The sequence below is a fragment of the Bartonella sp. AA56HLJMS genome (assembly GCF_042197145.1).
Lineage (GTDB): Bacteria > Pseudomonadota > Alphaproteobacteria > Rhizobiales > Rhizobiaceae > Bartonella.
Genome location: NZ_JBHIRL010000013.1, coordinates 1 through 13297 on the forward strand (window position 1 = coordinate 1; position 13297 = coordinate 13297).

12 protein-coding genes and 2 tRNA genes are annotated in these 13297 nt (G+C 36.5%); 3 read left to right on the top strand and 11 right to left on the bottom strand.

The features are described 5' to 3' along the window. The first annotated feature begins 79 nt into the window (after positions 1-79). A complete protein-coding gene (locus ACFINI_RS07255; protein ID WP_375647243.1) occupies positions 80-454 on the top strand; it encodes a helix-turn-helix domain-containing protein in 375 nt (124 codons plus the stop codon). Between the two features lie 88 nt (positions 455-542). Here the strand turns inward: ACFINI_RS07255 and ACFINI_RS07260 are convergent. The 3 genes from ACFINI_RS07260 to ACFINI_RS07270 all read right to left on the bottom strand — a co-directional run bounded on the left by ACFINI_RS07260 (position 543) and on the right by ACFINI_RS07270 (position 2838). Further along, a tRNA-Val gene (locus tag ACFINI_RS07260) sits at positions 543-617 on the bottom strand. 97 nt (positions 618-714) lie between these two features. Next, positions 715-1077 carry a cell cycle two-component system response regulator CpdR gene (gene cpdR, locus ACFINI_RS07265; protein WP_005773448.1) on the bottom strand — a complete coding sequence of 121 codons (363 nt, stop codon included), beginning with the start codon at positions 1075-1077 and terminating at the stop codon, positions 715-717. Positions 1078-1920: 843 nt separating this feature from the next. Beyond that, a complete protein-coding gene (locus ACFINI_RS07270) occupies positions 1921-2838 on the bottom strand; it encodes a serine aminopeptidase domain-containing protein (RefSeq protein WP_375613076.1) in 918 nt (305 codons plus the stop codon). Between the two features lie 258 nt (positions 2839-3096). Here ACFINI_RS07270 and ACFINI_RS07275 point away from each other — a divergent pair, with 258 nt between their 5' ends. Continuing rightward, on the top strand, positions 3097-3564 hold the full coding sequence (locus ACFINI_RS07275; protein ID WP_375613075.1) for an Hsp20 family protein: 468 nt from the start codon (positions 3097-3099) through the stop codon (positions 3562-3564). Between the two features lie 251 nt (positions 3565-3815). On the opposite strand, the gene ACFINI_RS07280 is transcribed toward ACFINI_RS07275, so the two are convergent. Further along, a tRNA-Pro gene (locus ACFINI_RS07280) sits at positions 3816-3892 on the bottom strand. A 611-nt stretch (positions 3893-4503) separates the two neighbouring features. On the opposite strand from ACFINI_RS07280, the gene ACFINI_RS07285 reads away from it, so the two are divergent. Next, a complete protein-coding gene (locus ACFINI_RS07285) occupies positions 4504-4869 on the top strand; it encodes an iron-sulfur cluster assembly accessory protein (protein WP_375618518.1) in 366 nt (121 codons plus the stop codon). 70 nt (positions 4870-4939) lie between these two features. On the opposite strand, the gene mazG is transcribed toward ACFINI_RS07285, so the two are convergent. The 7 genes from mazG to ACFINI_RS07320 form a co-directional block, all read right to left on the bottom strand. Then, the gene (mazG, locus tag ACFINI_RS07290) at positions 4940-5755 is read right to left on the bottom strand and encodes a nucleoside triphosphate pyrophosphohydrolase (protein ID WP_375621309.1); all 816 of its coding nucleotides are present in this window, start codon (positions 5753-5755) and stop codon (positions 4940-4942) included. Positions 5756-5788: 33 nt separating this feature from the next. Next, positions 5789-6718 (bottom strand): lipid A biosynthesis lauroyl acyltransferase, encoded by a 930-nt coding sequence (locus tag ACFINI_RS07295; RefSeq protein ID WP_273791402.1) that lies wholly within the window; start codon positions 6716-6718, stop codon positions 5789-5791. 6 nt (positions 6719-6724) lie between these two features. Then, positions 6725-7753, bottom strand: a complete 1029-nt coding sequence (locus ACFINI_RS07300) for a zinc-binding dehydrogenase (RefSeq protein WP_375613072.1) — start codon at positions 7751-7753, stop codon at positions 6725-6727. A gap of 57 nt (positions 7754-7810) precedes the next feature. Beyond that, complete coding sequence (locus ACFINI_RS07305) at positions 7811-9085, bottom strand: beta-ketoacyl-ACP synthase (RefSeq protein ID WP_375611561.1); 1275 nt, start codon at positions 9083-9085, stop codon at positions 7811-7813. 15 nt (positions 9086-9100) lie between these two features. Next, positions 9101-10276 (bottom strand): beta-ketoacyl-ACP synthase, encoded by a 1176-nt coding sequence (locus ACFINI_RS07310; protein ID WP_375647247.1) that lies wholly within the window; start codon positions 10274-10276, stop codon positions 9101-9103. A 10-nt stretch (positions 10277-10286) separates the two neighbouring features. Continuing rightward, positions 10287-10571 (bottom strand): acyl carrier protein, encoded by a 285-nt coding sequence (locus ACFINI_RS07315; RefSeq protein WP_005773457.1) that lies wholly within the window; start codon positions 10569-10571, stop codon positions 10287-10289. Positions 10572-10760: 189 nt separating this feature from the next. Then, a complete protein-coding gene (locus ACFINI_RS07320) occupies positions 10761-13079 on the bottom strand; it encodes an NADP-dependent malic enzyme (protein ID WP_375611563.1) in 2319 nt (772 codons plus the stop codon). Between the last annotated feature and the right edge of the window lie 218 nt (positions 13080-13297).

The following is a 13297-nucleotide window of genomic DNA, read 5'->3' on the forward strand; positions in this document are numbered from 1 at the left end:
TTCGCAATAATTGAAGAAAATCATAAAAAGATTTGTTAGAATCAGAAGAAAATATTTCTTCTCTAATAGGACTTTTTATATGGTTACATCTTTTGGTAAAATTTTACGGAAACTTCGCATTGATCACTCAGAACGCCTCTTAGATATGGCTAAGAAATTAGACATATCTGTAGCATTTTTATCTTCTGTCGAGATTGGCAAAAAATCTGTTCCTGTAGGACTGGAGGAAAAGATCATAGAGCTTTATGGTTTAGATAAAGCTATGGCTTCTCTCTTAAAAAAAGAAGCCTATTCTTATCGAAAAAGCATCATCATAAAGCCTTCTACTCCGTTGCAACGTGAAACTGTTGTTGCGTTTATGAGACTTTTAGATGGCTTACATCAAGAAGCGTTAGCAGACTTCAAAGAAACATTAGAAACATTGTGCGAAGCGTGCTTTATAGAGAAATGTTAAAAATCCTATTCCCTTAACTTTATTAAGGTATCCCTCACTTAAAAAAACATATGTAAAATCAATAAATTATTGTTGATATAAAATGCAATGGTGGGCGTGACAGGGATTGAACCTGTGACCCCTACGATGTCAACGTAGTGCTCTCCCGCTGAGCTACACGCCCATTCATTGATGTTGCATACACCATATAGAATGCCAAACGTCAATGCCTAATTTTATTTTCTCTTTCAACAGATGCAAATAACTTTAAAAAATACTTTTTAAGCAGCGATAAGGATCTTTTCAACCTCATTGACGAGTTCACGTAAGTGAAATGGCTTAGAGAGAACCTTTGCATCAGGAGGGGCATCACTATTTGAATTGAGTGCTACCGCTGCAAAACCCGTAATGAACATTACTCGTAAATCAGGGTCAATCTCAGTAGCACGTCGTGCGAGTTCGATTCCATCCATCTCTGGCATCACAATATCAGTCAGGAGAAGGGAAAATGGCTCTTCTTGTAAACGTTCATATGCGCTAATACCATTATCGAAATCGGCGACTTCGTAGCCTGCACGTTCTAGGGCTTTTACGAGAAAGCGACGCATATCGTTATCATCTTCTGCGAGCAGGATTCGTTTCATGATTATATTCCAATGGCTCCATTTGTCAGAGTTTTGCCGCATCAATTATACAATATAGAGTATTTATAAAAAAGATGGTAAAATGCTCATAATTGAAATGAATGGCAAAATGGTTAATTCTTACATTCTGATTCAAAATACAGCATATTCGTTGTGAGTTGGTTAAATTCGAAATATATGTGATTTTGAAAAAAGAAGGGGTTCTCTAAAACTACTAAGATGATTCATTACTATCTTTTCTTTTAAAGTTACTGATTATTATCAGAATTCCATTAAAAAACTTATGAAAACCGTTATTGTAGGGACTTCCTATATCGAGAAATTAAAAGAATATTATGTTAATTTATTGTTTTTAAAAAGTTCTCCTAAGAAATAGAAATTTTATAGTTATTTGTTTTTATAGAGATTTGTAATAAATATTATAAATGTGCTTTATTTCCAGTTTTTTCCTTAAATAGATGAAAACTATTGTTTTCCTAGATATAATATTAAATTATCACTTAATAACAGATCAAAAATAGTATTTTGATGCTTTATTTGTAAATATGTATCATGTTATATTAAGATAAATTTATTATTTTTATTTATATAAATAGTTTTTTTATTAAGTTATTTTTTATGATGTAAAATAATATTGTTTAATGTAATGATATACTTTGTATATTAGTTTTTTTATTAGAATGCATGGTGAATATTTAGGTCATGGCTTGTCTGTAGAGGCTAGAAAACGAATCATATGAGTGGTTGGAAAGAAAAATCTATTATATTTAAAAGTTTTTGTAGATCCAATGCTCGTAGAAAAATTCTTTTTTGATGGGGCGGAGCGGAAATTAAGGTTTAGTGCTATTTTACAGATACATTATCGGGAATAAATGCATCGAATGCAGCCCAAAATTGCTTTTTATAATCTTCGTTAACCATAATTGTATCCAGTTTAGCGCCTGTAATAGTAATACTTTCTGTTAGACGTGTGTGTTGGCATAATTGCCGCACTTCAATGTTGTTTGCAATATTGTTTTGATTGGCAAGAATAAAGAGTGTTGGGATTCGTAAATCTCCATGAAGTACATTTCTCTTCATAGAATCAATCGCATTAAATACTGAAGCCATCCATTGGGATGTTGGGGGCTTAATGGAAGGGAGCGGCACTTTATCTATGTATCCCAATTGTATATTTTTTTGTTTTGTCTTGTTTAATTTTTTCCCATCTTTCACTGGTATAAAGCCAAGACCTATATCAGAAAGAAATTGTGTTAATTTATGTTGAAAACTATTCGTTTTATTGCCGAATGGAGCAAAAAGGGGAGAAACACAGAGCAATCTATTAAACTGATGATTAATGAGATCTAATCCGCTAAGTGCTATCAATCCACCTATGCCATAGGCGAGCATAGAGTAAGGCGGCGGACAATTAGGATAAACAATACTTTTAAGAAATTTATATAAGTCATTAATATCATTATTTATATCAAAACAATGATGTCGGCTTTGTTTTCTTATCTTGAAGGATGTTTTTTCTTGATCAAAGCAGTCAAATATTGCTGTATGAAAACCGCGTTTAGAAATTTCATTTATTAATAAAAAATATTTTTCTAAAGTATTTGCGTAGCTTTTGAGAATAACAATTGTTCCCTTAGATTTTTCCACCTCAGGATATGTTATAGCAAAACGAATTTCGTGATCTATTGCTATTTTAAGAGTATCATGATGGATATTAAGAAAAGTGGAACCCCAGTCTATGGGATAAAGAGGTGTTTCCAATTGAAATCCTTTACAGTGTATTTGCCGCTTAGTGCTTTGACATTTATGTAATGAAGAAAGAGGATTAAAAAAGGGGTATATTGCTTTTTAGATAGTTTTTATCAATTTAGGTCCCAAAGAGTTGAAATAAAGAAAAACGATTACTAGATAATATAATGCGGTTGCCATGATGGGGCCGCAGGTTCACAAGTAAGTTTGCCATATGGGAACTTTGTGAATTAATTATAAATTATAGTCGCTCTAGAGGAGGGCAATATTATGCGTCAAGTAGATTTTTCACCATTTTATCGTTCCACAGTAGGTTTTGATCATCTTTTTAACTGGTTTGATTCTAGAACACAACCAGACGAAGTTTCTTCTTATCCCCCTTATAATATCGAGCGTTTAACTGAAGATTCTTATAGAATTTCTATGGCGGTTGCTGGTTTTTCTCAAGATGAAATTGATATTGAAACGCATTGTAACCAGCTGATCGTTAAGGGAGACAGAAAGTCTAAAAATGATGATGAAGAGCGAGAATTCCTTTATCGAGGCATTGCTTCGCGTGCTTTTGAACGGCGTTTTCATTTGGCTGATCATGTTAAGGTTATTGGGGCAGAACTTGGAGATGGGCTTCTTCATATTCAGCTTAAAAGGGAAATGCCAGCTGAATTAAAACCCAAAAAGATAACCGTACAGATGTCACCATCCATTACAAAAAATGATAACAGCGACGTTATCGTGTAAAGAAAATTTAGAAAATATGAGATCGGATAATTATAAATTTTTCTGAAAAATAAAAAACGCGAGGCAAAAGGTCTCGCGTTTCGTATGTGTTTTCCTAAGAACGAAGCGCATTTTAATAAAAAAGCTTATCTCGAATTTATGATAAAATATCATTGCACATTATTCTACGTTGAAGAAAAAGTTCATGTGTGTGCAATTGAAATGCATAATGATTCACTTTTTAAGTAAGCTTATTTATAGCATTTTAAAAATGGTCGGAGCGGCGGGATTTGAACCCACGACCCCTTGACCCCCAGTCAAGTGCGCTACCAAGCTGCGCTACGCTCCGAGTTCGTGTAAAACGATTAAATGACTGTTTCTTTAAAGGCAAGAGAAAAAATAAACAGAATAAAATCTAAAATGCTCTTGCACTTAGAGCTTTTGAAAGTAAAATTTTTGGACATCAATATTTTGTTGTTAATTCAAGATAAACAACGAATTTGTAAAATTCTTTGTGATCATTAAATTTTTAGCTCTATAGTTAATAGATGTATGCATTTAATTACTTTTGAGATTGTGAGGAGGGGGTAAGATTGGTGAATTTAGGGGTATGAATTGGAGAAAATGAGTGCTGAAGGTATATTTTTTTCTTACCTAATCGTTACTTTTCTAAAAAGATAAAGATTTTCAAAAGAAGAGGAGTGAATGTATGGTTTTGAAAAGTTTTCGTTTTTTAGAGTTTTATAGACGAGGTATTTTCATTTTATATGGATAAAAAATTGTAAGTTCTGGATTGTATAATCACAAATCTCATTTTACGGGTATGTATTTTTACCGAAATAAGCAAGATCAGAATGCTTTAATTCATGTTTTGTTGTTTTTTTTTTTCTAAAATATCAGATAAAATATTGTAGAGGAAAAACTTTCAAAGTGTCTATTGAACTAAGAAAAGAGTAAAGGATGAGCCGTTTTTCGGTAATAAATTTGACGCAAGCAGCAGTGGATCGTGTTAAAGCGATTATGGATGCAAAAGATGCACAGGGTATTCTTGTTGGTATCAAAAAAGGTGGTTGTGCAGGGATGGAGTATACAATTACTCTTGTCAAAGAAAAGGGGATAGATGCGGATGTTGTTGAAGTGAATGGTGCCCGTGTTTTTGTAGCACATGATGCGGTATTATTTTTATTAGGGACGCAGATGGATTATGAAGTGACAACGCTTCGGTCTGGTTTTGTCTTTAAAAATCCTAATCAAGTATCAGCATGCGGGTGTGGCGAATCGGTGGAACTTCGTCCTGCTACGCAGGATCAATATAAAACAAATTGAGCTGAGCTAAATTATAATTTAGTAATTTTAGAGGGGCTTGTTCTTTTAGGTAGAAGAAATCTACTATTTTTTATCGTTCATTTTTAGCTTGCTTCCAAAGTGCTTCCATTTCATTCAAGGATGCGTCAGTGAGCGTTTTAGATTGAGTGGATAGCTTTTCTTCAATATAGGCGAAACGATTTCGAAATTTTATATTCGTTTTTTTTAATGCTTTTTGTGAATCAATCGCTAAGTGGCGCGCGAGATTAAGAAGTATAAAGTAGAGATCTCCAAACTCTGCTTCTATCTCTGAGTTTTGTTTATTTTTGATGGCTTCTTTGAGCTCTTCCAGTTCTTCTTCTATTTTTTCAAAAACTTTATCACTTTTTTGCCAATCAAAACCTACTTTAGCTGCTGTTTCTTGTAAAGCAAGTGCCTCTTGGTTTGCTGGCTGGATTTGTTTTACTGTTGCGAGTATGCTTATGGAGGAATTGTTGTTTTTTTCTTCGCACATTCTTTTTTGTTCAACCTGTTCTCTTTTTTTTATATATTCCCACTCCTCTTTTATAAATCCTCGTTTTTTTTGCTCGGCATTTCCAAAAACATGAGGATGGCGTCGAATCATTTTTTCCGTGATTGCATAAACAACATCTTCAAAAGTAAAGCTGCCTTCTTCTTGTGCTATGGTAGCATGATAGGCAACTTGTAAAAGAAGATCCCCAAGTTCTTCACAGAGATCCTTTCGATTTTTTCGTTCAATGGCATCAATGACTTCGTAAACTTCTTCGAGCATATAGGGTATGAGGGATTCAAAAGTTTGTTTTTTATGCCAGATACAACCATTATCAGAGTTTCGTAATGCAGTGATAATTGCAGTGAGATCTTTGATATCTTTTGAGGCCAACATTTTGCACTTCCTTTGTAAGCAATAGAGCTTATGTTAGATGTCCCAACGTCTATGTAACCACATCCATTGTCCAGGATATTCACGGACCCAAGATTCAACAATATCATTTAATTTTTGTGTAGAAGCAGCTATATCGATATCATTTTTTTCATCACGTGGAAGTTCTACATGTTCATATAACTCTAAACGATGACGTCCACTAGGCAAACGAATACAACGTGCTGGATAAATATCACAGTCATATTGTCGAGCAAGTTTTATAATTAAGGGGTTTGTTTTAAGAGGTCTGTTAAAAAATGTTCCCATGATACCGCGGCGAAATTTTTGATCAACGAGCATACCAACATTTTCACCTTCTTCTAATTTGGCTGCTAATGCCCATGCTGCACCGGCCTTGGAGGGAACAAGATGTCCCATAGAAGTTTGTCGTGCTTTAAGGATTCGTTTGGCAACATAGGGATTATTGGGTGGTCTAAATAATACCGTAACATTAAGATCAAAACTTTGTGCACAAATAGGCAGAAGTTCAAAATTGCCAGTATGTGCGGTGAAAAAAATATGTGGTTTTTTTTCATTTTTTAATCGCTCAAATATTTCAATGCCTTTAACCTCAATGAAACCTGGCTCGTCTGCATGAGGATCAAAATCAAAAATTTTATCAAGAAAAATATATTCAGCTAGGAAACGTCCTATATTTTCCCACATTTCTATTGCAATCGCACGGAGTTCTTGCTCTGTTTTTTCTGGATATGCACTCCTAAGGTTTGCAAGTGTGATTTGATGACGATGTACAAGGGGACCAATTTTTTTTGCTAACCAAGCAAAAAAAGAAATTCCCATTTTGGCTGGAAAACATTTTAGAATAAATAAAGAACCAAAGAGTAGATATGCCCATAACAAGTAGGATATTTTTTTAGCTATAATTTTAATACGATATATGAGATTTTTAAGAGAAAGCTTCATCATGATTTAATCGATTTTAAGGATAATTTTACCAAAAACATCACGACTCTCCATTCGTTTTAAAGCTGTATCAATTTCATCCAGCCCAACAATTGTATCAATGACAGGGTGTACGGCTTTTTGTGCCATTTTTTGCATGGCATTTTTCATATTTTCCATACGGCAGCCAAATGAACCGAATATCTTAAGCTGTTGCTGGAATAATTGCATGAGATTTATTGGTGCTGAAACACCAGAGGTAGAACCGCAAGTCACTAAGCGTGCTCCTTTTTTCATACATAACAGAGAACCGTTCCATGTATCGACACCAACATGCTCAAAAACAACGTCAACACCTTTTTTTTGGGTTAATTTACGCACTACACCTTCAAAACGATCTTTACGATAATTAATCACATGATCTGCCCCAAGAGAGTGCGCTTTTGCAATTTTTTCATCTGAACCTACAGTTGTGATAACTGTACAGCCCATGTGTTTTGCAAGTTGAATGGCTGCAGAACCAATACCTGAGCCACCAGCCTGTACTAGGATTGTTTCTCCTGCTTGTAGTTTTGCGTTATCGAAAAGCATATGTTCTACGGTACCAAAAGTAATTGGAGCAACTGCTGCTTGCAATTCATCACATTGGGGAGGTGATGGAACTAATAAACGTGCTGGCAAATTGACAAGCTCACACGCAAATCCATCAAGGTGAAAACCATAGACTCCCTTTACATTACTGCAAAGATTATCCCGTCCTTCATGACAAGCTTGGCATACTCCGCAGGTTTGTGCACCATAAATTGAGACAATCTGTCCAAGTTGGAGATGTTCAACGCCATCTCCTATTTGTATAACCTCACCAGAGGCTTCTGCACCAATGATGAGTGGCATTTTTCTTTTCGCAAAAGCCATGCCACGCCATCCCCATACATCAATATGATTAAGAGCAACGGCTTTTATCCGCACAGTTACTTCACCTATACTAGGTGAAGATGGCGGGGAAATATTGGTGATTTCAAGCCGACGATCATCGAAGAGTTGCAGTGCACGCATTATCATCCCCCTTAAATATATTATTGGTTAGCGTTATAAAATTTTATTATTACAGGATTATCCTTTATATGCAGTGATAACAAGACTCATATTTTGACCACCAAATCCAAATGAGTTTGACAAAACCGCATTGACACAGGACTTACGGCTATGATGAGGAACAACATCTAAGGGGATAGTAGGGTCAGGATTATCATAATTTATTGTTGGTGGGAGTATTCCCGATTGAATGGTTAAAAGCGAAAAAACCGCTTCTATTGCACCAGCAGCAGTTAATGTATGCCCAATCATTGATTTATTAGAAGAGACAGGAATATGCTCTAAAAGATCACCGAATACTGTTGATAATGCAAGATATTCCATTTTCTCATTTTCAGGTGTTGAAGTTCCGTGGGCATTAATATAGTCAATTTCATTGATGGTTATTTTTGCATCGTTTAAAGCTTTGCGAACGGATTCAATTGCTGGTGATGCATCGGGTTTTGAACGTGTACGGTGAAAGTCATCGGCGGTTTCTCCACAGCCAGCTAAAATTCCTAAAACTGTAGCATTACGGTTTAATGCGCTTTGAAGAGATTCAAGAACAAGAGCGCCTGAGCCTTCTGCCATAACAAAACCATCTCGATCACGGCTAAAGGGTTTTGCTGCTTTTTCTGGAGGCTCATTCTGAGTTGAAAGAGCAGATAGTAACGAAAAACGGATGAGAGATTCTGCTGAAACTGATCCATCTGTCGCAATTATGAGAGCTCGATTTGTTTCTCCCCGTCTAATAGACTCAACACCTAATTGAATTGCTGTTGCACCAGATGCACAGGCAGTGGAAAGTGTAACAGGAAGTCCTTTTGTGCCAAATGTTTTTTGAAGTTTTTCTGCAATTGCACCAAATTGTGTGGCTTCAAAAAGCGTCTCATGGAGTTTATCCTTACAGACTTTAAGAAGATGTGCATAAGAAGGCTCATTATTGAATTCCTCCTCTTGATCAAGACTAAAACGTGCTTTCCATTCAAGTTCAACAGGAGGAGCAGCTAGAAAGAGTGGTCCATTAAATTTTTTTTTATCAATAGCAGCTTGTTCTAAAGCTTCTTCAGCAGAAAGATATGCAAGCTTCTCAGAGAGAGCTGAAGCACCAAGTGTACTTTCTTTAAGAAAATCAATTGTTCCAGCAATATATGTATTTAATCCTTCAACGGGAAAACGTGTTATTTTGTGGATACCACTTACACCACTTGTTAATTTTTGCCAATTTTCATGTTTCCCTTGTCCCAGTGATGTGACAATGCCTGCACCAGTTATTGCTACAAGTGGACGCCCAAAATGATCATGATATTTCACTATAGAAATTCCCCTTCAAACAGCTGTAAGACGCACAATACCTTCAGCTCTTTTTATACCAATAGTTGTAACAAATATTTCACGTACTTCTTTAGAAAAAGGTTTTTCATGAGGACTTAACGCTGGAAAACAATGTTTTTTTTCAATTGAAAGTGCTGCAAGAGCTAGAGCTAGAGGAAATTGTGCTTCCCGCATATAACCAAATAATGTTGTAATGCCACGGTAAGATAGATCAGCATTATCAAGAGCATTTTGTTCTGCTTTTGTTGCTTCGTGAGCTCCTGAGGCTGCTGAAATGGCTAAGGCAGATTTAGCGCCCGCAGTTTTTAACATTGTTGCAATTGAATCTCTAAGTGGAATTTTGGTTCTATCTGTTTGGTCTGTAATAATTTGGCTAATTTCAGCATAAGCACGTGCATTGCGTTTTTTGGCATGTTTTCCACTTTCAATAACTAGGAAGATCCCACCAGAACCTGCTATGACACCGCCGCCTGGATAGATTCCACGATCCCACACTGGGCTCCATCCATTATGGGTTAAAAGACCACCAAGCTCATGCGCCAACAACATATCATAACTTTGTGCATTATAGGAACTTCCTACAAGAGCATGAGTGCTTTGACCTGATTTAATACGAGCTACAGCAATTTGAAGTGCAGAAAGACCACTGCCTTCTTCTCCCATAAATGTACGAGATGATCCAGTGACTTTATGAACAATTGAAATGTTTCCTGCCAAAAGGTTTGAAAGTTGTGCCAAAAATAATGTTGGACGAAGTTCAGTTGAAAGAGCAACATTTAACATAGAAGCATGATCGGCAACAGCGCGCGCTTTAGAAAGAATCTGTGTATCAACAGTAATATCACGTTCTCCCCCACTTGCCGCTACGATCATATCCATTGTTGAAGTGAGTTGTTCATTATTTTTCATGCCGGCATCATCAAGAGCAAGACCAGCCGCATAGGTACCAAGACGCTGCCATGTTCCCATTTGCCGTTGATCACTTTTTTTAGGAATTTGTAAACTCCAATCAATTTCGGGCAATTTATGAACCGTGTAAGGTGAAAAAGTTGTATAATCTAGGTTTGGTGTACGGATTGGATCATTTAAGAGATTCCAATGTTGATCAGTTCCTTCCCCCAGAGAGCTTATGAGACCTATACCAGTGATGAATACAGATTGATCATGCATGGCGAAAAAACTACTCTGCCTGTTTTAAGGCAACGAGATCATCAATTTTTGCACAAAGGTTTTTAAGAACAAAGTATTCTTCTGTTGCAACGGTACCTTCGTTGACTTCTTGTGTCCATTGTTCTAGAGGGACTTTTATTCCGAAAGCTTTATCAATAGCGAAAACAATATCAAGAAAATCAAGACTGTCGATTCCTAAATCGTCAATTGTATGACTCTCAGGTGTAATTGTATTGCGATCAATTTCACTGATTTCTGCAATGATATCAGCAACTTTATCAAACGTGGAAGGCAATGTACGGATTCCTTATTATAGAGTTAGTAAATTCAAAATACATTTAATATTGTTCTTCTAGCCTTTTTTCTCTTTAAAAAAAAGACTTAATCCAGAATATAGCTGTCTTTATCTATAGAGAAAAGAGGTTTACAGTACATGAAATACTATATCTCAATATTTAAAAAACTTTGAAATTTTATTGCGCATTTATTTTACAAGACTATTTTTTCTATTGGCAGCAAGGACAGCAAGGGCTGTTATATTAACAACTCCCCGAGAAGTTACTGAAGGCGTTAAGATATGGGCGGGACGTGCTGCCCCGATTAGAATAGGACCAACATGGAGTGCATTTGTGAGGCTTTTAACAGTGTTGAGCGTGATATTGGCTGAATCAAGTGTTGGAAAGACAAGCAAATTAGCTTCACTTTTAAGACGAGAATTAGGAAAAACACGATCACGAAAAACTTTGGAAAGGGCAGCATCAGCATGCATTTCACCATCTGCTTCTAAATCAGGGTGTAATTTGGCAAGAATTTCTGTTGCACGTCGCATTTTACGCGCACTTTCTGTGTTTTTAGAACCAAAGTTTGAGTGTGATAATAAGGCTGCTTTTGGTGTTATTCCAAATGCTTCAACTTCTTGAGCTGCCAACACAGTCATTTCAGCGATTTCTTCTGCAGAAGGATTTTCATTGACGTAAGTATCTGTGAGGAAAAGAGTACGTTGTTGAGAGATAAGCAAACTCATAGCAGAAAAACGGTGAACATGAGGATCAAGACCGATAATTTGTTCAATCAATTCAAGTTGACGTTCAAAGCGTCCTTCTAAGCCGCAAATCATTGCATCTGCTTCTTCACGCATAACGGCAAGGGCAGCAATAGCCGTTGTTGATGTTCTCACTACTGTTTTTGCCATTTCAGGCGTAACACCACGCCTCCCTGTATAATGAAAAAATAAATTAACATAATCACGAAAACGTGGATCATCTTCAGGGTTTGTTAATTCAAAATCTATACCAGGACGAATTCTTAAACCAAAGCGTTTCAATCTTGCTTCTACGACATGTGGACGGCCGATAAGGAGGGGCGTTGCTGTTTGTTCTTCAATGACAACTTGTGCTGCACGAAGGACGCGTTCATCTTCACCATTGGCATAGATGACGCGTTTACGTTTTGCTGTTTTTGCTGCAGCAAAAACAGGTTTCATTGTTAAACCAGAAAGAAAGACAAATCGATTGAGGATATCATAGTAGGCCTCCATATCTTCAATGGGACGAATGGCGACACCAGTTGTCATTGCTGCTTTAGCAACAGCGGGGGCAATACGCAGTATTAAACGCGGATCAAAAGGAGAGGGGATTAGATAGTCTGGTCCAAAATTGGGTGGTTCTTTTGAGTATGCACGTGCTACAACATCTGAAGTTTCTTCACGTGCAAGGGCAGCAATCGCATGAACAGCGGCCATTTTCATTTCTTCATTAATTGCACTAGCACCTACGTCTAATGCACCACGGAAGATATAGGGAAAACAAAGGACATTATTAACTTGATTGGGATAATCAGAGCGTCCTGTGCAGATCATTGCATCTGGTCGTATAGAGCGTGCTTCTTCAGGCATAATTTCTGGTACTGGATTAGCCAGTGCTAAAATGAGTGGATTTTGAGCCATTCTTTTAAGATATTCAGGCTTTAAAACACCACCTGCAGATAGGCCTAGAAAAATATCCGCATCATCAATAATATCAGATAAAGTTCGTGCGTCCGTTTTTTGTGCGTAATTGATTTTCCAACGATCCATAAGGGTCTTGCGACCTTCATAAACAACTCCCTCTAAGTCACTAAGCCAAATATTTTCAACTTTTGCCCCAAGACGAACCAAAAGATTAAGGCAAGCGAGGGCAGCAGCACCTGCACCTGAGGTAACTATTTTTGCATTTTCAATTTTTTTTCCTGAAAGATTTAAGGCATTTAATACAGCCGCAGAAACAATAATGGCAGTTCCATGTTGGTCATCATGAAAAACTGGAATTTTCATTTTAGCACGAAGCTTTTCTTCGATGTCAAAACATTCAGGAGCCTTAATGTCTTCAAGATTAATACCACCAAATGTAGGTTCTAAAGTCGATACCGTTTGTACCATTTGTTCTATATCGGATGCATCAATTTCAATATCAAAGACATCAATATTCGCAAATTTTTTGAATAAAACGGCTTTACCTTCCATAACTGGCTTTGAAGCAAGAGGACCAATATTTCCTAAACCAAGAACAGCAGTTCCATTGGATATAACAGCGACTAAATTAGAACGGGAGGTATATTGAGCAGCAAGATTAGGATCTTCATGAATTGCAAGACATGGTGCAGCAACACCTGGAGAATAAGCAAGAGCTAAATCACGTTGATTATCAAGAGGTTTTGTTGCTTGTATTTCCAATTTTCCAGGTTTAGGGTACTGGTGATAAAAAAGTGCGGCACTGTCAAGTTCAGCTTTTGGTGAACTGAAATCACTATTTCGTTCTCTAGACATTTTTATGATATCCAAGTTAGCGTATGTGTATATGAGATGTTCCATCTACGATAAGGTTTTGTCCACTAATAAATCCTCATTTCTCTGAATATCAAAATGCATGAGTATGAGAAAATTCTTCTAGATCGTAAAACCTAGTTTGATGATTCTTTTTGTTTGTGTGCATGAATAATTTCATTGATAGCAGCACGATTAGTTTTTTCTTTCCTTAATAAAAC